This is a genomic window from Saccharibacillus alkalitolerans, assembly GCF_011090185.1.
Taxonomy (GTDB): Bacteria; Bacillota; Bacilli; order Paenibacillales; family Paenibacillaceae; genus Saccharibacillus; species Saccharibacillus alkalitolerans.
In genome coordinates, this window is sequence record NZ_JAAFGS010000007.1 from 52,470 (window position 1) to 73,011 (window position 20,542).

At 50.5% G+C, this 20,542-nt stretch carries 15 protein-coding genes, 2 other RNA genes and 1 pseudogene; 15 read left to right on the forward strand and 3 right to left on the reverse strand.

Features of this window, described 5'->3' with window-relative positions:
* Positions 1-145: 145 nt before the first annotated feature.
* The 8 genes from GYN08_RS17890 to ssrA (GYN08_RS17925) all read left to right on the forward strand — a co-directional run bounded on the left by GYN08_RS17890 (position 146) and on the right by ssrA (GYN08_RS17925) (position 8,498).
* Positions 146-985: an aminoglycoside adenylyltransferase domain-containing protein gene (locus tag GYN08_RS17890; RefSeq protein ID WP_166277081.1), complete on the forward strand. Its 840-nt coding sequence runs from the start codon at positions 146-148 to the stop codon at positions 983-985.
* Between the two features lie 203 nt (positions 986-1,188).
* Positions 1,189-1,731: a GNAT family N-acetyltransferase gene (locus GYN08_RS17895; RefSeq protein WP_235946369.1), complete on the forward strand. Its 543-nt coding sequence runs from the start codon at positions 1,189-1,191 to the stop codon at positions 1,729-1,731.
* A gap of 117 nt (positions 1,732-1,848) precedes the next feature.
* Positions 1,849-2,637 carry a glutamate racemase gene (gene murI, locus GYN08_RS17900; RefSeq protein WP_166277084.1) on the forward strand — a complete coding sequence of 263 codons (789 nt, stop codon included), beginning with the start codon at positions 1,849-1,851 and terminating at the stop codon, positions 2,635-2,637.
* A gap of 88 nt (positions 2,638-2,725) precedes the next feature.
* Positions 2,726-2,986 carry a hypothetical protein gene (locus GYN08_RS17905; RefSeq protein ID WP_166277087.1) on the forward strand — a complete coding sequence of 87 codons (261 nt, stop codon included), beginning with the start codon at positions 2,726-2,728 and terminating at the stop codon, positions 2,984-2,986.
* Between the two features lie 436 nt (positions 2,987-3,422).
* A complete protein-coding gene (gene secG, locus GYN08_RS17910; RefSeq protein ID WP_166277090.1) occupies positions 3,423-3,656 on the forward strand; it encodes a preprotein translocase subunit SecG in 234 nt (77 codons plus the stop codon).
* 245 nt (positions 3,657-3,901) lie between these two features.
* Positions 3,902-6,928 (forward strand): ribonuclease R, encoded by a 3,027-nt coding sequence (rnr, locus tag GYN08_RS17915; protein ID WP_166277470.1) that lies wholly within the window; start codon positions 3,902-3,904, stop codon positions 6,926-6,928.
* Between the two features lie 380 nt (positions 6,929-7,308).
* A complete protein-coding gene (smpB, locus tag GYN08_RS17920) occupies positions 7,309-7,782 on the forward strand; it encodes an SsrA-binding protein SmpB (protein ID WP_166277093.1) in 474 nt (157 codons plus the stop codon).
* Positions 7,783-8,131: 349 nt separating this feature from the next.
* Positions 8,132-8,498, forward strand: a transfer-messenger RNA (tmRNA) gene (ssrA, locus tag GYN08_RS17925).
* Positions 8,499-8,540: 42 nt separating this feature from the next.
* Here ssrA (GYN08_RS17925) and GYN08_RS17930 read toward each other — a convergent pair.
* The gene (locus GYN08_RS17930; RefSeq protein WP_166277095.1) at positions 8,541-9,272 is read right to left on the reverse strand and encodes a helix-turn-helix domain-containing protein; all 732 of its coding nucleotides are present in this window, start codon (positions 9,270-9,272) and stop codon (positions 8,541-8,543) included.
* A 286-nt stretch (positions 9,273-9,558) separates the two neighbouring features.
* Between GYN08_RS17930 and GYN08_RS17935 the strand changes: the two genes are divergently transcribed.
* The 6 genes and pseudogenes from GYN08_RS17935 to ssrA (GYN08_RS24165) all read left to right on the forward strand — a co-directional run bounded on the left by GYN08_RS17935 (position 9,559) and on the right by ssrA (GYN08_RS24165) (position 15,277).
* A complete protein-coding gene (locus GYN08_RS17935) occupies positions 9,559-10,905 on the forward strand; it encodes a recombinase family protein (RefSeq protein ID WP_235946370.1) in 1,347 nt (448 codons plus the stop codon).
* Positions 10,906-10,909: 4 nt separating this feature from the next.
* Positions 10,910-11,155 carry a hypothetical protein gene (locus GYN08_RS23825; protein ID WP_235946371.1) on the forward strand — a complete coding sequence of 82 codons (246 nt, stop codon included), beginning with the start codon at positions 10,910-10,912 and terminating at the stop codon, positions 11,153-11,155.
* 89 nt (positions 11,156-11,244) lie between these two features.
* Positions 11,245-11,889 (forward strand): DUF4145 domain-containing protein, encoded by a 645-nt coding sequence (locus GYN08_RS17940; RefSeq protein WP_166277098.1) that lies wholly within the window; start codon positions 11,245-11,247, stop codon positions 11,887-11,889.
* A 59-nt stretch (positions 11,890-11,948) separates the two neighbouring features.
* Positions 11,949-13,730: a YecA family protein gene (locus GYN08_RS23830; protein ID WP_235946372.1), complete on the forward strand. Its 1,782-nt coding sequence runs from the start codon at positions 11,949-11,951 to the stop codon at positions 13,728-13,730.
* Between the two features lie 849 nt (positions 13,731-14,579).
* A pseudogene (locus GYN08_RS24160) lies at positions 14,580-14,954 on the forward strand (RES domain-containing protein); the annotation flags it as partial.
* Positions 14,943-15,277, forward strand: a transfer-messenger RNA (tmRNA) gene (gene ssrA / locus GYN08_RS24165). The pseudogene GYN08_RS24160 and the gene ssrA (GYN08_RS24165), both read left to right, overlap by 12 nt.
* Positions 15,278-15,520: 243 nt before the next feature.
* Here the strand turns inward: ssrA (GYN08_RS24165) and GYN08_RS17955 are convergent.
* Both GYN08_RS17955 and GYN08_RS17960 read right to left on the reverse strand, forming a co-directional pair.
* Complete coding sequence (locus tag GYN08_RS17955; protein WP_166277104.1) at positions 15,521-16,930, reverse strand: glycoside hydrolase family 18 protein; 1,410 nt, start codon at positions 16,928-16,930, stop codon at positions 15,521-15,523.
* A gap of 312 nt (positions 16,931-17,242) precedes the next feature.
* Positions 17,243-18,592 (reverse strand): glycosyltransferase family 2 protein, encoded by a 1,350-nt coding sequence (locus tag GYN08_RS17960; protein WP_166277107.1) that lies wholly within the window; start codon positions 18,590-18,592, stop codon positions 17,243-17,245.
* A 456-nt stretch (positions 18,593-19,048) separates the two neighbouring features.
* Here GYN08_RS17960 and GYN08_RS17965 point away from each other — a divergent pair, with 456 nt between their 5' ends.
* Entirely contained in the window at positions 19,049-20,209 is a 1,161-nt protein-coding gene (locus GYN08_RS17965) for a cobalamin-independent methionine synthase II family protein (RefSeq protein WP_166277110.1), read from the forward strand.
* Positions 20,210-20,542: the final 333 nt, after the last annotated feature.

Consider the following 20,542-nt stretch of genomic DNA (forward strand, 5'->3'; position numbering starts at 1 on the left):
GAGAACCGTTCAATCCGTCCGCGGCCTATTCGCGTCATCCGTGAGCCTTTACAATAAGATTATGACGCCGGCCGAAGGAGTTCGCGGTCACGGCGGGGCGACGGCCGGTTTCTTTTTCGCGCCGCCAGAGACAGGAGGACACAGAGTGGATAAAGAAAAAAAGCCTGGAGACCCGCGCCTGTCCGAAGCTGCCCGGAGCATCCGGGAGGCGTTGGCCGAAGCCCAAGATATGACGAAGCGATGCCTGCAGACGCTGGGCGATCAAGTCGGCGGCGTTTATCTGCACGGTTCGCTGGCGATGGGCGGGTTCAACCCGTCCGCAAGCGATATCGACCTGCTGATCGTGCTGAAGGGGCGTCCCGAACGGGAAGCGCTGCGGCGGCTGACCCAGGAAGCGCTCGATCTGCACGGCCGCCTGCCCGAAGGACGGCATATCGAGTTTACCGTGGTCGAAGAGTCGGCGATGCGGCATTTCGAACATCCGGCCCCCTGCCTCTACCATTACTCGGCCGCACATCGAAGCCGATACGAGTCCGACCCCGATTACGTCTGCGGAGACTATAAGGACGCCGATCTGGCGGCCCAAGCCGCGGCGGCTTACGAGCGAGGGATGGCGCTGCACGGCCTGCCGCTGCGCGAGCTGTACCCTCCTATCCCCGCGCGGCACTATCTGAGCTCCATTCTGCACGACGTATCGAATGCGGAAGCGGAGATCTCGGGCAGCCCGGTCTATACGGCGCTCAATCTGTGCCGTGTGCTGATGTTCTTGAAAGAGAGCCGGATCGCGTCGAAAAAAGAAGGCGGGGAGTGGGGGTTGGCGTCGCTGCCGCAGTGGCAGGACGTGATTCGCCCGCTGCTTGACGTTTATCTTGGCGTATATACGGGGACGCCGGACGACAGGGCGAGTATATCCGAAGACCGGTTAACGGCGTTCGCGCGGGAAATGAAGGAACGGATTCGAGAGGCGGAAGAATCAGCCGTCTAATCGATCGTTTAATTGGCCAGGCAACAATTTGACAGGCACCGGCGCAGGCAGTCGTAAAGGTCATTTCGAGTGACCGCACGGGTGACCTGCCGGACCGATCCGTAGAAGGTTGGCAGCGAGTCTGCTCACGGATATTTGCGCAGGACGCCTGCGGCCCGCCGGTTCGGGCGGCGGCCGAAGCCACGATAAAGGAGAGTCGAACATTGAACACGAACGCAAAACTTCCGGAGGTCTGCCAACCGGCCGGATACGAGGACAAAACGGCCTTTCGGCAGCTGCTGCAGCTGTACAAATACGATTTCACCGAGTTCGATCCCGAAGATGTCGACGAATCGGGGATGTACGAATTTCGCGATTTCGACGCTTACTGGAACGAACCCGGCCGCTATCCGTTTCTGCTGCGCGCGGACGGGAAGCTGGCGGGGTTCGCGCTGATCCGCTTGATCGGCCCGTCGGACGAAGGGTCCTCGGAGAAGGCGGACGGCTTGGGCATATACGAAATGGTCGAATTTTTCGTCATGAAAAAGTATCGGAAGCAGGGCATCGGCCGCCGGGCGGCCGATGAATTGTTCCGCCGCTTTCCCGGCCGCTGGAAGCTGGGCGTGATGGAAGAGAATGCGCCGGCGCTTTCGTTCTGGCGCGAGGCGATCGCCTCCTGCGAGGCGGCGGAGAAGCTGCTCGAGACTCGCGAGCGGGAATGGGACGGCCCGATGCTGCGCTTTACGGTGCGAAAATCGGCCGAATAGGGAGCGGCGGGCGGTTTTTCGGCCGAGCGGGCGGAATTTTTGGCGTTTTCGCTGCCGGGGGTCTATAATCGTAAAGGATAAACGAGACCAAAATAACGAAACGGCAGGGGAAGCAGCATGAGCATCGCTTTTTTCGACTCGGGAATCGGAGGGTTGACCGTTCTGCGCGAAGCGGCGCGTCGGCTTCCGGATGAAGATTTCCTATTTTTCGCGGATACGCTGCATGTCCCTTACGGTCCCAAAACGAAGGAACAGGTGACGGAATACGTCTGCGAGGCGGCGGAGCGCATTTTCGGGGAAAACGTCAAAGCGCTGGTTATCGCCTGCAATACGGCAACCAGCGTGGCGGTATCCGATCTGCGCCATGCCTACCGGGTGCCCGTGATCGGGATGGAACCGGCGGTCAAGCCGGCCGTCGAGATGAACGGGGCCAGCGGCCGCCGCGTGCTGGTGCTGGCGACGCAGCTTACGCTCAGCCAGACCAAATATATGCAGCTGGTATCGCGGGTGGACGACCACGGCATCGTCGATTCGCTGCCGATGCCGGAGCTGGTGGACTACTGCGAAGGATTGAACTTCGATCCCGAAGAGGTCGGAGGCTATTTCCGGCGCAAGTTCGAACCGTTCGATCTGAACGAATACGGAACGATCGTGCTGGGATGCACGCATTATCCGTATTACACGCGGATGTTGGAAGATATTCTGCCTCCTCACATCCGGGTAATCGACGGGAGCGCGGGGACGGTGCGAAGAGTGTCCGCCATCCTCGGCGAACGCGGCATCGAGGGCGGCGGAAGCGGCCGGGTGCGGTTCATGAACTCGGCGGACGACCCGGCGTACAACCGAAAATTGGAGCGCGCCTGGGCGATTTTGAACGACGAAAAGCGGCCGAACGGAGCACGTTGAACCGCGAGAAAACGAAAAATCGGAAATCCGTCGTTTTTCGGCCGCCTTTTCCGGGGAAAATGAAGCAAACGGGAGATTTTTCGCGATAATGAAAGCTTTATCCCGCTGGGTTTTTCTGGTGTCAGGTATTGGCTTCAAAGCCTTCAAAACAGGCAGGATTCAACCTTTACACGGGGTGTCAGCAGGGGTTAAGATACGGTTCATGAAAGCCTCGCGATTCGGGGAATCGAAACGAATTGCGCCGGCGTATTCTTCGGATTTCGGTCATCCCGACATCCGCGTCACGGCACCGGATTTCCGGACGGAAATCGAAGGTTCCGGCATGCCGCCCACATTTCGGAAAGGATGATGGGATTCGGAGCAAGCAGACACAGAAGAGGCGACCTTTTACCCAATCATCCAGACCCAGATCGCAGAGGAGGAAGAGAGCATGTCGGATGCCATGATCATCATGGCCATTCTGGTCCTTACGGCCGTATCCGCCGGATACATTCTGTGGACCGACCGTACCGTTCAAGGCAAGCAGCAGCGCAACTAAGCGCGGGCCGCTCCCGGGTACGTTCCCAACACCGTCAATCGAACCGAGCCGTGCCGCGGAGCATTCAGCCGAGGCGCGGCTTTTTAACGTTGTTCCGATGAAAGCGCCATTTTGTTTGATTGTCAAATATCTGGAGCTATGGTAGAATAAAAGTACTGTTTTGTTTAAGCAACATTGACGATGAAGCAACCGGAATAATCTACTCATATACAGGATACGCTGCTTACGCTTAGGAGGTGGAACTACAATGGAAATCTTTCTGAAAATTCTGCTGGTGATTTTTGCCGTCGGCGTGATCACGGTCGTGCTGCTGCAAAAAGGAAAAAGCGCAGGTCTCGCCGGCGCCATCTCCGGCGGTGCGGAGCATCTGTTCGGCAAAACCAAAGCTCGCGGTTTGGATCTGGTTCTTGAGCGCATTACCGTCGTACTGGGTGCGGGATTCGTAATCCTCGCGCTCCTGACTACGGCTCTGACCAACTAAACGACGATCGGGGCGGACCCTTCCGCCCGGGGAAGCCTTCGTTGATCCTTGGATTCAAGGAACACGGAGGCTTTTTTGCGTATCGGCTTAAGGAGATGCACCGAGCAGGCTGCGGATTAAGCATGTCCCGTCACGGGTACTTTTAACGTATAATGAATTTAAGAAGAAGCAAAAAATCGAGCACACGCGATCTGCAGCCGGCCGGGCGGTCTGCGGGCAGCCGGAGCTATTTAGAGGTGATTATGATGATAACGGAAGATATGCTGCTGGGCTTCATGCGCGAGAGCGCGTACAAGCCGATGACCTACCAGGAGCTGGAACAGCACTTCGGCATCGAAGGCGCGGAGGAGTTCCGGGAGTTTATGAAAATGCTGAACGCGCTCGAAGAAGCGGGGCAGATCGTCTTGACGCGCACTCAGCGCTACGGCGTGCCGGAACGGATGGACCTGCTGCGCGGACGGCTGCAGACGCATGCCAAGGGCTTCGGATTTTTCATTCCCGAAGACCGCGAGCATCCGGACGTGTACATCAACGCGAACGACATGCTGAGCGCGATGAACGGGGACACGGTGCTGATCCGCATCGCGTCGCGCCGTTCTTCGAACGGACGCATGGAAGGCGAAGTCGTACGGATCGTCAAACGCGCCATTACGCAGATCGTCGGCACCTACCAGGACGAGGAATCGTTCGGCTTCGTGCTTCCGGACGACCGCCGCATCACGCGCGACATCTTCATTCCGGCCGGACGGGCCGGCGGCGCTTTGAACGGGCAGAAAGTCGTCGTAAGCATCATTTCGTATCCGGAAGGCCGGGCGGCCGCCCAGGGCGAAGTCATCGAAGTGCTGGGCTATAACAGCGATCCGGGCGTCGATATTCTGTCGATCATCCGCAAGCACCAACTGCCGGAATCGTTCCCCGAAGAAGTGCTCGCGGAAGCGGAAGCGGCGCCGGAGACGATTACGGAAGAAGAGATCCACAGCCCGGGACGCCGCGACCTGCGGGGCAAGCAGATCGTGACGATCGACGGCGAAGACGCCAAGGACCTCGACGACGCGGTCAACGTGGAGCGGCTGGAAAACGGCAACTACGTGCTGGGCGTGCATATCGCGGACGTCGGTTACTATGTCAAAGAAAACTCCGCGCTCGATCAAGAGGCGTATAACCGGGGCAGCAGCGTGTATTTGGTGGACCGGGTTATTCCGATGCTGCCGCCGCGCCTGTCCAACGGAATCTGCAGCTTGAATCCGCGCGTGGACCGTCTGACGCTGTCGTGCGAGATGGAATTCGACGCGTCGATGAAGGTGGTCCGCTACGACATTTTCCGCAGCGTGATCAAAACGGTCGAGCGGATGACGTACAAAAACGTGCGCCGCATTTTGGAAGAAGAAGATCCGGAACTGCTGGAGCGCTATGGCTATCTGGTGGATACCTTCAATCTGATGCGCGAGCTGGCGCTCAAGCTGAACGGACGCCGGATGAAGCGCGGCGCGGTGGACTTCGACTTCGAGGAAGCGAAAGTGCTGCTCGACGACCAGGGCAAAGCGATCGATATCGTCAAGCGCGAGCGCACGATCGCCGAGCGCATTATCGAGGAGTTCATGCTGGCGGCGAACGAGACGGTGGCGGAGCATTTCAGCAAAGCCAAAGTGCCGTTCCTGTACCGGATCCACGAAGATCCGGCGCAGGAGAAGCTGGAAGCGTTCGCGGCATTCGCGGCGAATCTGGGCTATCAGGTCAAAGGCACGCGCGGCGGCACCATCCAGCCGAGCGAGCTGCAGTCGCTGCTGGAAGAAGTGCAGGATACGCCGGAGCAGAAAGCGATCAGCACGCTGCTGCTGCGTTCGATGAAGCAGGCGAAGTACGATTCCGCCAATCTGGGCCACTTCGGCCTGGCGGCCGAGTTCTACACGCACTTCACGTCGCCGATCCGCCGGTATCCCGACTTGGTCATCCACCGGGTCATCGGCGAAGTGCTGGATAACGGAGGCAAGCTGACAGCGCAGCGCGAAGAGCATCTGTCGGCGCGCATGCCGGACTACGCGCAGCAGTCGTCGATCCGCGAACGCGTCGCGGTCGATGCAGAACGCGACACGGATCAGCTGAAAAAAGCCGAGTATATGATGGATAAGGTCGGCGAGACGTTCGAAGGCGTCATCGGCAGCGTAACCAGCTTCGGCTTGTTCGTCGAACTGGAAAATACGGTCGAAGGCCTGATCCACATCAGCAACCTGACCGACGACTACTATCATTTCGACGAAGCCCGCATGACGCTGGTCGGCGAGCGCACGTCGCGCATCTTCCGCATCGGCGACATCGTGGAGATCCGCGTGGCGAAGGTCAGCATGGAAGAGCATACGATCGACTTCGAATTGGTCGACATGAAGAAGAGCAGCTTCCGCGGCGGCCGGGGCGGCGGACGCCGAGGCGAAGGCGCGGCCGGCGATTCGTTCAAGCGCGGCCAGGCGGGACGCGGCGACAAGACCGGCAAAGAGAAGTTCGGCAAAGACAAAGGCAAAGGCAAGGGCAAGAAAAAGGACAAAAAGAAAAAGCCGGAAGTGTTCCGTCCGACGGAAAGCGCGGGCACGGCACCGGCAGGCGGCGCAGCCCCTGCGGAAGCCGGAAGCGCGGGCGGGCGCTCGCGCCGCAAAGGCAAAGGCAAAGGGAAAGGCAAAGGCGGCTCCGCGCAGGGCGAAGCGGCCGGTACGGCGCCGGGCAGCCAGAGCGCGCCTCGCAGACGCAAAGGCGGCGACAGCGCCGGCGCGGACGGCGGCTGGGCGTTCGGCGGCGTGCCGACCGAAGGCGGCAGCCGGAGCGGCAGCGAAGCCGGCGGAGCGCCGGATTCCGGCGCAGCCGGCGATAGCGGCCGCAAGCGCTCCGGGAAGCGCGGCGGCATTCATATCGAAGCCGGCCAGGGCGGCGGAGATGCTTTCAACGGCTCGCCGGACGCAGGCGGCGAGTGGTCCAACCGTCCGCCGGGCGAAGGCGGACGCAAAGGCCGTTCGAGCCGCGGAGGCGGCGTGAACGGCGGCGCGGGCGGCGGCAGCGAGCCGGGCAAAGGCAAATTTGCCTTCGGCTCCGGCACGGGCGGCTACGGCGGCGAGACGGCGACGTTCTCGCGCAACGGCAACGACCGGCCGAAAGGCTCGCGGGGCGGACGTTCCGGCGGCGGAGGCCGCTCGGGCTCCGGCTCGGATGCGCCGGGCGGCGGCCGGGCGAAGAAAGGCGGAGCGAAAGGCGCGTCTTCTTCGTCCGAAGGGAAGAAGAAAAAGTAAAACCGCCTCGCCCGCATCTCCGGAAGGACGATCGATCCGATCGCGGCGAGCGGCCGGCGTCAGCTTCTAACGGATTCCATGTCCGTTAGAAGCTGTTTTTCGGCCTCTGCGCCGCGCTAACGGATCGCATATCCCTTAGCGCGCGGAAGAGCGGCGGAACGGCAGGGCATTCGGCTTGAGCGGACCGCTAAGGGTCCGCTCGATCCGTTACCTTTTTTCAAGCGCCGAAAAAGTGTTCTAAGCGTCGTCTCGATCCGTTAAAAGCGGAGCGAAGGGCTTCGAAATGCCGTTTGCGAAAGAGGCGTTCGGTTGCCTTTTCCGAAAGACGCTTGCTACAATCAACATAGACACTCGAGAACGAGATCAAGGGGGTGCAAGACATGCCTAAAAATACGGAGCAGGGCAAAGTGCTGGCTCAGAATAAAAAGGCGTCCCACGATTATTTCATCGAAGACACGTATGAAGCGGGGCTCGTGCTGACCGGGACGGAGATCAAATCGCTGCGCAAAGCCAAAGCGAATATCGGCGACGCGTTCGCGACGATCCGGAACGGCGAAGCTTTCGTGCACAACATGCATATCAGTCCGTTCGAGCAGGGCAACCGGAACAATCCGGACGACCCGACGCGCACGCGCAAGCTGCTGCTGCACAAACAGCAGATCCGCAAGCTGATCGGTCAGGCCAAGCAGGAAGGCTATACGATCGTGCCGCTCAAAGTCTACGTCCGCAACGGTTACGCCAAGCTGCTGATCGGCCTCGGCCGAGGCAAGAAGCAGTACGACAAGCGCGATACGGCCGCCAAGCGGGACGCTCAGCGGGATATCCAGCGAGCGCTGAAGGCGCGGCAGCGGTAAGCGGAACGCGGGTCCGGGGAACGCGCTTCGCCCGCGGATGGCCGGAGGGAGACCCGCACGGCTTAACCCGGCAGGCGACCAGGAAATTTTTTCTAGGTTTTATGCCGGAAAAGCCCGGGTAATCTACCCTTACGACGCGGATTATGGTATAATCTAAGTCTGTGGGAAACCTTGCGTTTTTCACCGGCAGTTCTTTCTTTTATGGAGGGAAAGGCTGCGCGAACTTTGGACAATGCGGCTCGTGCCGGAACCTTGCGGTTCCTCAAGCGACGTCCCTTTAATCCGGAAGTTCCCTTTTACGGAAAATGCGCGCCGGCTTATGGGTCGGAGGGCGGCATTTCTCCCATCAGGGGGCGTTTATGGATTCGACGGGGGTAGTTCGGGCATGGGTAGCGGGTAGTGGGGACGCGGCCGCTTTATCAACGCTAAAGCCTATTAAATGGCAAACAACAAAACAACTACGCTTTCGCAGCCTAAGAAACTGTGATGCGTGCTCTCGCTCAGCATCGCCCATGTGCCGGGATGAGGGCCCAACCTATAGTGGGATACGCCGGCTAGTCTCCGCCTGGGGGTAGACGGAAGAAGACAATCAGGCTGACCCGAAGGGAATCCGGTTACGGGGAGTCTCTAGGGTGACATCAAAACTGTGACTACACCCGTAGAAGCCTATGTTGCGTTATCTTCGGACAGGGGTTCGACTCCCCTCGCCTCCATATGTACAATCAGAAACGGCCACCGATTGGTGGTCGTTTCTTGTTTTACTTGTATTTTTTGTACAGGTTAAGTGAATCATTAAGAAAATTAATTTCTTCTACGGTTGTGATGTTGGTAATGAGTTTACTAAGAGAAATCTGAAACGTAGAGTTTGGATCATCATCATCTCTAAATTTGTTTTCTTCAATATGCTTATGTACTTGATAAGCTACATTAGCATCGTCATCATTAGATTTAGAAAAATCATAAGTTGGTTTTTTTACTCGGAATAACTGATCAAAAGGAGTACGAAATACTTTTGTGATATTAATTGCTTCCTCAAGTGTGACATCAGTATGCATTAAAGAAATCTCTATCATTCTATCTTCAGGGACTTCAAGAGCGCTTAAAAAGTCTGTTCCTTCTGGATTTTCTTGTATTATTCTCTTTTTAAACATATATATTTTTTCAAAAGTGTAAATTGCTTCGATTTTATAGTTGCTTTGAAAAGCTCCTTGCAATTTCTCAAAATCCCAATGAAGATCTTCAGTATATAAATTTTTAATACTCCTAGGTTGTTTTGCAGAAATTAATAATTGATAAAATGGTAGGTTGAGACCTTGGGCTATTTGACCAATGCTAGACACGGTTGGATTTGCAGTACCATTTCCTTTTTCGATTTTCCCTATAAAAGTATGGGAAAGTTTTACACGTGCCGAAACATCACGAAGAGTTAAATTGCGCTCTTGCCTAATATTCCTTAGTACCTCAGCAAGAGTTATTGGTTTTTGAAACAAGAAATCGCCTCCTTTGCAAACATAATATCATGTTTATCCAATCCTGTAAACTTAAATTGTTTGAGTGTTGTTTACTAAGGAAACAAAGGTTTAGAAGTAAGATAAATTGTTACAAAATACACACCCGCTAGTGTTAATCAATCAATATGGGATGCGGCGCAAGCTTCGCTCGATTCTCGCAAACACAAATCCAACTGAATAGAAGTCGTTTTCCAAGCAGTTATATCGGTCATCCGGTATACCTGCTTTTTTTATGCCCAAATTTAAGCGTAGGGAGAGATATTCAATGAAAGTAGCCATTTATGCTAGAGTCTCGTCAGATCGTCAAGCAGAGAAAGAACTGTCCATTCCGGCGCAACAAAAAGCGATCCATCAATATTGTCAGGATAAAGGTTGGATTGTCGTTAGCAAATTCATTGAAAAAGGGAAAAGCGCGAAGACCGATGATCGTCCCGAGTTCCAGAAGATGATTGCGATGGCAAAACGTTCGAACTGTCCGCTTGAAGCTGTAGTCGTGCATAAGTTCGATCGGTTTTCTCGTAAGCGCGACGATCGCGTTCTATACAAAGCGCTCCTCGCGCAACACGGAGTCAAAGTCATCTCGATCACCGAACAGACGGAAGCGGCGACGCCACAAGATATGCTTTTAGAGGGTATGTTGGAAGTCATCTCAGAATTTTTCAATGCCAACTTCGCAACCGAAGTTCGCAAAGGAATGACGCAGAATGCGAAGCAGGGCTACAACAACGGGGGCACGCCGCCTTATGGATATCGTACAGAGCATATTGCACTGGGTCATCAGAAAACGAAAGCCGTCTGGGTGCCGGGAGCGCGCGAAGAAATCGACACCGTGCGATGGATCTTCAATCAGTATGCGTTTGAAGGCAAAGAGTATCACCGTATTGCTTCAGAATTGAACGAGCGCAAAGTGCCGACGCAAAAAGGAGGAACTTGGTCGGCCATTACGATCCGCGCAATCATCTTCAATGAAACGTACATCGGCCGCAAAGTATGGAACAAGCAGGATTATCAGACAAAAGGGAAGAAGTGGCGGGATCGTGCCGAGTGGATCATCACCGAAAATGCACATCCTGCAATCATCACCAAGGAACTGTTTGACCAATGCCAGACAGTGGCGAAACAACGACACAACGGTGGCGGCGAAACGCATCGGGCATCCGGCAAGCCGTCCTCCCCTTTCTGGCTTCGTGGAATGATGGTATGCGATAAATGCGGCACGCGCATGGTTGGCAATTCAACATCATCACGTACAAAAAGCGGCGGCCAGAAATACTACGTCTGCGGAGGCTATTTGCGTAAAGGGAAAGAGTTCTGCCCGTATGTCGGGTGGCGCAACGAGCGCGTTGAAGAGATCGTGACCAACAAACTGCGTACGACTTTGATGCGGCTATTGATGGATAATCAGTTGGAGGAAGAAATTCGATTGTATCATGCCGATCAGCATCGTCATTCGATTCAGCAGGCCACAAGTTTGGAAGCGGAGATTGGATTTTTGCAGAAGCGGATACAGACCATCGAAGAAGATATGAGAAGCGGAAAAGCAAAGCCTTATCATCAGGAAATGTTGGATGAGATGCAGGCGGAGTTGTCGGAAAAAAACAACGGAGTATGAGGCTGTGAAAGAGACGATCGGCGACGTTGTGATTCCGGAAGAATACATTACGTCGGTGAAGTACGATATGCAGACGTTGATTGGCTTGCTCGATGCAGAAGTACCGAATCCGCAAATGTTGAATCAGTGGGTGGGGAAGTTTGTGTCAGAGGTGAAGGTACAGAGGGAAACGAAAAGATTTTTCATAGATATTGAGCTAGTGATGAAAACAAAAATATTGTTTAGAAAGAATTTAGTTAGTGAGTTTTAAATAAATCACTTCAAGATTATATAGAAGCCAAGTTAAATGTAGCTTGGCTTCTATATAGTTTGTAATCAATAGAGGGAATAACACGATTAATGTGGAATAAGTTTGAAAATATGCTTTTTATGTTAAGGAAGCGAGGTGTACAGGTGGTTATAGATTGTCCATTTTGCGATATTACAGTCGAAGCTATGGAAAAAGGCGTTGTAACTGTTTATCTTGACGAGATTCCGGATCAAAAAACTACTTTATTGGAATGTCCCAAATGTGGGGAAGCAATAGGCGCACAACAAAGAATGATCTATTTCAATGATACATTGGATTGGGGGAGAGCAATCAGGGTTTGGCCTACTCCTCAAAGAATTCTAACAGAAAGCTTACCGCCTGTAGTTGCTAGTTCACTTGATGAGGCTGAAAGGTGTTTTACTGGGAAAGCCTATTTAGCGTGTGCAGTAATGTGCGGTAGAGTGGTTGAAGCGATATGCAAAGATAAGTTACCTAATAGCAGAAATTTAGCTGGAGGACTTAAAGCGTTACTAGATTCTCAAATTATAGACAACAGAATTCACGAGTGGGGAGATGCTTTGCGTATACATCGAAACATAGGCGCTCATGCTACAGATGTACAAATAACAAAAGAAGATGCTAGGGACTTGTTGGATTTTTCGATTGCTATTTGTGACTACATTTATGTGCTGACAGATAAGTTTGAAGAATTCAAAAAACGTAAGCAGTCATAATTGATTTTAAAATTTCAATATACTATTTACTATAACTTAGTATAAAAGGAGAAATAAAAATGAATGAAAAAATTGAAGCTTTAAAGGATAAACTTCAACTCATAGATACTAGATCATTACTTGGAATGATTAGCGTGAAATTTGCTACTTTTGGAGATGATTCTGGTAGTATTTCAGAAAGTGCTGATATCTTCAACAAAACTAATTTAATGTCTCCTCAAAAACAGTATGTATACCTTGCTGGTTTATTAATGAGTACTAATTATACAGGTATAGAACGGTTAGACGATGAGAATACATATGCAGAAATCGAAGAGAATGTTCAAGAAATAACATTAGAATATGTAAATAATTTCATAAAACCTCACATTCCATTTCAAGATCGGGAAATGGAAGAGATAAATAGAAGTAAAGTAGCGTTAGAAGCATTTACTTCATATTTCGATACCGGAATTCTGAGATATGCAGAACAGACAGAAGATCTTATACAACAACTTTATCGGCCTTTCAACAAAGAATTAGAAGAATTAACGGGTCTTACAATAGATGATTATATGAGTTTTTTCCAATTAGTAGAAGATACGGTGAAAAGTGATTTTGAACAAACTGATAAAGCATGGAACGACATTACTTCATTTTTAGATGATCTAAGCTCCTCTAGTGAAAGTGTGGAAGATCGGTTTCAACGTCTACTCTCAGTAGGTAATGGACCGTTGAGTAAAAATCTAGTCAATGCATTAGAAGGAATTAATATTTTGAAATATGAAAAGGTAGTACAAACCTTTGGAGAACAAAAAGCAGATAAACTACTTGAATATTTTTCATTAAGAAGAGAAGATAGAGGTTTTCTTTATTATAATTCTCCCAACCCTTTTGCAGAGAGACCCCTATGCTGGATTGAAGAACAACAATCGTTATTTGTAGTGCATCCTCAGTTTATCTTGACAGCTATATTTGATTTTATAACTGAAACTCTTGAAAAACCAAGCAATGCATTTGCTGAGAAATATAAGAGAATCAAAGGTGAAACAGTAGAGCGTTTGTTTTTAGGAAAACTCAAAGACATATTTGGTGAAAAAGCTACTTACTACACAAGTGTATGCGAAGAAAGAGGCACTAAAGAACATGATATTCTGATTGAGTATGAAAATTACATTCTAGTTGCTGAAGTCAAAGCTTCAAAAGTGAGAGAACCTTTCTTTGACGCCGAAAGATCTTTTAGAAGAATAAAAGATCATTTTAAGTCAGCTTCAGGAATTGGTGGCGCATATGCGCAAGCGATCAATTTGAAGAATATCATTGAAGCAGAGGATACTGTTACTCTTTACAATGAAAAGTTCATACCTTTTACAATCAATGACACATCTAAGAAAATCATCATACCTATTGTTTTGACTCTAAATCAATTTGGGAGTTTAGCTATCAATACTTCATTATTACTTGATAAAGAAATCAATGAACCATTTCCTTGGGTGTGTAATTTGCATGATTTAGAAAACATTGTTCGAATTCATAAATATTTAAATAAGAATATAAACGATTTTATTAGCTATATAACTTGGCGAATTCAGAAACATGAAGTAATAAACTCTTCAGACGAATTGGACATAGTAGAACAGTTTTATCTTAGTCCAGAAATTGAAAATGTAGAGGGACACGATTTACTATTTTGGCCAACTGGACCTAGTTTAATTGATAAGATTTATTTTGAGAGTAAAGGAATTCCTTATAGTTATCCTTTACAAGCTAGCATGCCCAAAAAGAAGAAAATTGGTAGAAATGAACCGTGTCCTTGTAATAGCGGCAAAAAGTTTAAAAAGTGTTGTGGAAAATCATTTTAAGATTTAAAGTGAGATACAAAGATATACTGTCGAAGGAGATATAAATCGATGCCCCAAGCTCTTGATTTGCTAGATAAGACGCTTTGTAGCTCTTGCGGGGAAGCGATTTTAGATTATTTAAAGTCGCATAATGTCAATAAAGAGCAAATTGATTCTGAAGAACTGACCCATCAAGAGTCAGAAGATTTAAGATGTGAAAATTGTTCGAGAAGTATTGTCAAATATGATGTTTATTATTTTGTTAATATAGAAAATGATTTATTGGAAACGGCTACAGAGGCACTTTCTGAAGAGATTGGTGGATGTGAAAATTGTGAAGGTAATGAGAGAGCACACATGGTTCATAGCTTCAATAACGACCCTTTTGATCAAGAATCAAGAATCGATTTTGATGATGTAAGAGGCATATCTGTGTCAGAATACTTATATGACCAAAGAGTTCCAGAAGAATTCCACGAATTGTTCATACAATTCATGAAATGTCCCTGTGGTTATGGAGATGGGGCTGATCCAAATGATAACCCTGACGGCGGATATTTTGAACTTGATGACGACATTTATACTAGAGCAGAAATTGCTGAATTTTGGGGGTTTGACGACTCGAAATTTTGTGAATTTGCTAAGCAATACGATGTGTTCTTCTCAATAGATGATCTGAGTGACTTTAGAGGTGCTCTCCTAAAAAACCCGATGCTGGCGTATCGCAATGAGACAGGACGTGCAATTTACGAAGCTTTAAAACTTCATTTTGAAAAGGCTGAATACTTCATAGTTCGTGCAGATGGTTCATCTCTTTATCGTGGAAGAACCCGTAAAAAAGATTTGAAAGAGGCATATAGTAAAGATGGTATGTGGTCTCCTCCGGTCGGAAAGCCTCAACATGGAAGGTTCAACGCCATAGGCGTATCTGTATTGTATGTGACCAATGATTCTCAAGCGGTACCCTACGAGATCAACCCATCTCATGAAGATGTAATTGATATTGCTGAGTTTAAAGTAACACAGGATTTAAAAGTTTTTGACATAGGAAACTTTGATCCTGATTTCCAAGGTTTCTTTAATGAAAAAAATGAAGGTACAGACCTTTTAAAACAAGCATATTTATTACCAAATTACATCGGCGCATGCTGTAGTTCAATTGGTTATGCTGGTGTAAAATATGAGGGAGTTCATTCAGATCTAAAGTACACTAATCTTGCTCTTTTTGAAGCTCGTGAAAAAGGAAATATAAAGGTTAGTGATAAAGTGACCACTTACACAGTTGAACTGACATATCAAATTTCTAAAAATTCTGATAAAGCCTAAGAAACTGTGATGCGTGCTCTCGCTCAGCATCGCCCATGTGCCGGGATGAGGGCCCAACCTATAGTGGGATACGCCGGCTAGTCTCCGCCTGGGGGTAGACGGAAGAAGACAATCAGGCTGACCCGAAGGGAATCCGGTTACGGGGAGTCTCTAGGGTGACATCAAAACTGTGACTACACCCAGCGAAGCTTGGCTATGTCATTTATCTTCGGACAGGGGTTCGACTCCCCTCGCCTCCATATGCAGCACACGTAAGAGCCATCATCCGGTTACTCGGATGGTGGTTCTTTGCCGCATGCTTCAATATCAATAAGTCGCAGTCGACGCTTTAAGCCCGAACGGGAATTCGAATCGCGAATGGAGAGCAAAGCCGAAACTCCGAAAAAGAGCAATCGTCCGAGCGGTTGACCCGCCGGAAGATCGCTCCTTTTTATTTCTGCTGCTTCCGCGGTTTCCGTGAAAGTTCGCTCTATACGCAGCCTCTTCTACTGCGAATCCACCCACACCTCTTTCCAATTGTTCTGATCCACCAGGTAGTAACTCTCCGGATACAGATACGGATAATGACCGGCGAAGGTCGGCCACCAGAAAATCGCGGCTCCGTATACGTTAGCGCCGTCGGCGATCGCCGACTTTAAGCCCGCAAGGGCGGAGCCCACGTTTTCGACATACGGATCATGATAGACGACCAAATGGTCCTTAATCAGACGTCTTTCGTAGGCGGGCAAGATCGGAACCAGTTGGCTCGGTTCGGATAACGGGCCGACGCTGCCGATCGCTTTGCTGTAGCGCAGCACTTCGCTTTTCCAGAACTGCTGATAGGAAGACGGATCGTCGATCGGGGATCCCCAGCCCATCTGATCGTACAGCATCGGATTGATTTGGTTGACGATCCGGGCGACTTTTTCGATATAAGCGCTGTTCCAAGTCTTGGTCGTCGCATAATTGACCGGCGAAGAGATGGAGAAATACTTATTGGTTTTCAAAGCATTCGATCTTAAAAACTTTAGCGTTTGCAGCAGAGCCGGATCGTCGGTGACAAAGGATTCAAAATCGATATGCACCCCGTCGGCTTTGTACAAAGCCCCGTTCGCGGATACGCCTTTGTTCACAAGCTGATCGGCCAAGGTGTTGATATTGGCGTTGAATTCAGCGGTTCCGAACCGGGTATTCGGGATTTGCTCGCCTTTCGGGTCGGTCACGACCCTTTTATTATAATTCAAGATGATGATGACCCGTTGATCCGGGGCATTGATTTTCGAATACTTGATCCAGTTGGCCAACCCGGCGTAATTTTTGGCATCCAAGTTCCCTTTGTCGTCCAGCATGCCGATGTCGGCAAACTGGTACTTGATGCGATACTGCGCCAGTTCCTCGACGTACTTCGCGATATCTGAAGGCGTCTGCTTGGTGTTAAACCAATCCTGGGAAAGGAAGGTCGCGTTGTTGATATGGCAGTCGGAGGCGCATTGCACGCTTTGCAGCACGATATTGTCGAAGTAAGCGGCACCGTTCGGCACGGCTTGAATGACGTAAATGTATACCAGCAGCTTTTCCGTGTCCGGAACGGCCGCGAAGCTGATTTCCTTTTTTTGATACTCTTTTTTGGAGAAATTGATGACCGCCCTGCCTCCGGGAATTTTTTTGCCGTCTTTATCGATACATTCTACGCCGAGAATGCTGGTCTGGCTTTGGCCGATCGTTTTTCCGTAACCCGATAAGACGAACTGCTGCCCTTCTTTGACGGTGATCGAAACGAGGTTGCCGGCTCCTCCTTCGCTTTTGGTGAGCTTGGCGGCCCTTTTGCCTTGGTAGACATGCTTACCCTCGGCGATGTAGGAGAAGCCGCCCCAATCTTCCCACGCCGTTCCTTTTTCAAAATCTCCGTTTTCCAACAGGTTCTTATTATTGTCCGCTTCCGCTGTTCGATTATAAAAAGAATAGTTTCCCATAATAAGCAGTATAACTAAAAAGCCGATGATTTTCCGCCTCATATTCGCCCCCGCCGGTGTAAGTGTGTAACGTGCCTAATCTCTGTTCCTTCTTCGCGATCCTGCCTTTTGCCCAAACAGCATCGTCTTTTTTTATCGGAAGAGTCGAAATCCTTCTGCAGGCTGCCATACAAAAAAAGTTCCCCTAACGGCAGAGGGCTCCGCGGATCCGCCTCGCTGCCGTTAGGGGAACATATTTTTTTGGTGCATGATCTTTTATTTCCACACACGATTTAATTTGAGCGCTTCCTGAATATATCCCCACACCGAAACCGGGCTCATGATGATTTGATAAAGCAGGATATAAGCGACAAAGCCGAGTGCGTTTTTGCGTACTCTCAGGTTTAGCGTCTTAAAGACCCTTTTCTGATACGTGTACAAAATGAAATTGGCTGCGAAAGTCAAAGGCAGAACCAGCAGGGTGGTGAGGCCCACTACCCAATAGTGGCCGAAGAACGCCATGATCAGGCCCGGAAGCCATACGAAGGTATAGATGAAGTCCAGATAAGGCATGACCAGATTGCAAAACGTTAAATATTTCGTGTAAGGAGAAGGCTGTTGCCAAGGTTTGACGACTTTGAGAGCTTCGATCATACCTCTTGCCCAGCGGCTTCTTTGTCTGAAGAAATGGTACAAACTTTCGGGTACCTCCGTAAAAGCGACGGCAAGAGGCTCGAAATATACTTTCCACCCTTTGCCCAGAAAGCGCCAGGTTAATACGATATCTTCGCCGATCGCATCGGGCCAGCCTTCGACTTCTCTCACGCGATCCGTTTTGTAGAGGGAGAAGGCGCCCTGGGCGACCAGTGTGCCCTGGAACAAGCCCTGCAGACGCTTGATGCTGGCGATACCGAGGAAGTAATCCCATTCTTGGATTTTTGCCAAAAAGTTTCCGCGGCTGTTGCGCACCAGTACAGCGCCCGCAACGGCGCACACGTCGCTAGGCGACGACTTGAATCGCGCAACTATGTGTCGGAGCGCTTTTTTATGGAGCAGCGTGTCGGCGTCCAAAGTAAGCATGAGCTCGGTCTCGACATAAGCCAGAGCCGAATTCAGCGCATGGTTTTTGCCTGGCGAAGCTTCGAAAATGACTTTCAGGCGCATGCCTAATTCCTCCGCGACATTCTCGGCTACGGCAGCCGTCCGGTCGGTGGAGTTGTTGTCGATCACAATGACGTTAACTTCTCCGGTATAATCCTGCGTCGATATATAGCGGAGCGTATCCGCGATTCCCGCTTCTTCGTTGTAGCAGGCAACTAAAATCGTGACCGGATCATACGGATAGGACTCTTTCAGTGGCGGCTGCCGGTCCAGCAAAAGACTCGACACCATAAAGGCGTTCGTATAACCCGGAATGTAGGACAAACCGATGATAATAAGGATAGCTGCAGGGAGCGTGATGATCGAACCGAGATCATTTACCCAAGCTACCGATAAAACGATGGAAAACAGCATCCAGGTTGTCGCTAATCCGTGACTCAAGTAGAATTTGCCTTTCAAGGGGAGGTAAAGCTTGGATCTTGCGGGAGGGGGTGATTTGTCAACGGCCGGGGATTCATTTTGCATTCGTTTTCTCCGTTCTTATAAGTGATTCTTTTGATTTAGAGCTTATTATCTATTTCCTAAATGCTATTATATTTGCTTGCTGTGTTGGTTTCAGTGTACTTTCTGATTCCAAATATGGGCTTTTCGAAAGAAAAAGAACGGAAGAATTTTTTTAAGGCTTACCTAAAAGTATAGTTTTTTACATATTAATAATTGGGGTAAATAAGCATTTTCGAATTAAAGTAATGAAAGTTGGGCAGGGAAAGAAAGGTCTTCGTCCCTATGGAATCTATCTCCTAAATGGAAGCTTTCTTTTTTTGAATTCCGAGTCTTCCCTGCGCGGCGTTCCTTATACCCGTTCCCTATAACCAGCCATGCCTTTTACGTTTACATAAGAAGCGCCCCGGCCGTGCTACAATCGAATCATTCCAAGCGAACGCGAAACGTGCACGAACTACACTCAAGGGGGCTTTTACCATGACCGATAAATTCCAACTCGTAGGCAGCCTGCTTCGTCCCGAAGAGCTGCTGAAATATAAGACGCAGATCGAGCACCGCGACGACATTCAATATCCGTTCTACCAGGAATTCGACGGCTATCAGCAGTGCGAAGCGAAAGCGATCGAATCGGTCGTCCAAGACCAAATCCAACATGATCTGTCGATCATCACCGACGGCGAGTATTCCAAGTCGATGTGGCATCTGGACTTTGTCTGGGGCTTCCAGGGGATCGAGCGCTATATCGCGGATCACGGCTACTTTTTCCGCGACGTCGACGGCACCTCCAAGTACGAGACGCGCAAAGACATCGGGCTGCGGATCACGGGCGAGCTGGGCGGCAAAAACCATCATTTCCTCGAATCGTTCAAGCAGCTGAAAAACAGCGCCGGCGACCGCGAAACGAAGCTGTGCGTGCCGTCTCCGTCCCATATCTTCGGCGAGCTGTCGTGGTCGGACAACATCGGCGGCACGGATTCCGTTTACCAGGACGCCAAGGCGCTCAAAGCCGGCCTCACGAAGGCGTACAAAGAATTCGTGCAGGAATTCGCGGACGCCGGCGGCAAAATCCTTCAATTCGACGACTGCCTGTGGGAGCTGTTCGCGGACGACAACCCGAATTCCCCGTATACCGGCGAGCACATCGACCAGGAGCAGGTGCAGGCGCTGGCGGCGGAGTTTATCGACATCAACAACACGATCATCGACTTCGGTCACGGACTGGGTCTGAAAATGTGGACGCACAACTGCCGCGGCAACTACGATTCCCGCAACATGGGCGGCGGCTCGTACGCGAAGATCGCGAACCTGTTCCTGAAGCAGCTCAAATACGACCGCTTCTTCCTGGAGTGGGACGACGAGCGCGCGGGTTCGCTGGAGGCGCTGGAAGTGTTCAAAGACAAGCCGGACACGGAGATCGTGCTGGGTCTGCTGTCGTCGAAGACCAACACGCTGGACGACGAAGAGCGCGTGCTGCGCCTGCTGGACGAAGCGTCAAGCATTATCGAGAAGGACCGTCTGCTGCTGTCCCACCAGTGCGGCTTCGCATCCTGCGACGGCGGCAACGAGCTGACGCAGGCGGAGCAGTGGGCGAAGATCGAACAGGGCAAAAAGATCGCGCAGCGGTATTGGAGTAAGTAAGGTTCGGCTGCAGAGCCGTTCGACCCGATTTCCCGCTAAACGAGCACCCCTTCGGGGGTGTTTTTTTTGTCGAGAAAGCAAAATTTGTTCCCGTTCGCACCACTCGGATCTATCCGTGTTTGCCGCGTTGTACCGGACACTTTAACGAACCCTGATTTCGCTATTTGCTGATTTTCGGTCCGCTTAGCAATCTAACGAATTTTCATATTCTTATTTGCTGCTGCAAGGTCTGTTTGAGGCGGATTTTACTGAAATAGCGTGACTGTGATTCGTTAGAATTTGCAAAAGCCGCCTGGAGAACGAATAGCGTGACGAGAGTTCGTTAGAGCTTCT

Excerpts from the sequence above, each read along its gene's own strand:
- GYN08_RS23830 (WP_235946372.1), top strand. The coding sequence starts at position 11,949 with ATGAATGAAAAAATTGAAGCTTTAAAGGATAAACTTCAACTCATAGAT.
- GYN08_RS17935 (WP_235946370.1), top strand. The coding sequence starts at position 9,559 with ATGAAAGTAGCCATTTATGCTAGAGTCTCGTCAGATCGTCAAGCAGAG.
- rnr (WP_166277470.1), top strand. The coding sequence starts at position 3,902 with ATGATAACGGAAGATATGCTGCTGGGCTTCATGCGCGAGAGCGCGTAC.
- GYN08_RS17940 (WP_166277098.1), top strand. The coding sequence starts at position 11,245 with ATGTGGAATAAGTTTGAAAATATGCTTTTTATGTTAAGGAAGCGAGGT.
- GYN08_RS17905 (WP_166277087.1), top strand. The coding sequence starts at position 2,726 with ATGAAAGCTTTATCCCGCTGGGTTTTTCTGGTGTCAGGTATTGGCTTC.
- secG (WP_166277090.1), top strand. The coding sequence starts at position 3,423 with ATGGAAATCTTTCTGAAAATTCTGCTGGTGATTTTTGCCGTCGGCGTG.
- smpB (WP_166277093.1), top strand. The coding sequence starts at position 7,309 with ATGCCTAAAAATACGGAGCAGGGCAAAGTGCTGGCTCAGAATAAAAAG.
- GYN08_RS17965 (WP_166277110.1), top strand. The coding sequence starts at position 19,049 with ATGACCGATAAATTCCAACTCGTAGGCAGCCTGCTTCGTCCCGAAGAG.
- murI (WP_166277084.1), top strand. The coding sequence starts at position 1,849 with ATGAGCATCGCTTTTTTCGACTCGGGAATCGGAGGGTTGACCGTTCTG.
- GYN08_RS17960 (WP_166277107.1), bottom strand. The coding sequence starts at position 18,592 with ATGCAAAATGAATCCCCGGCCGTTGACAAATCACCCCCTCCCGCAAGA.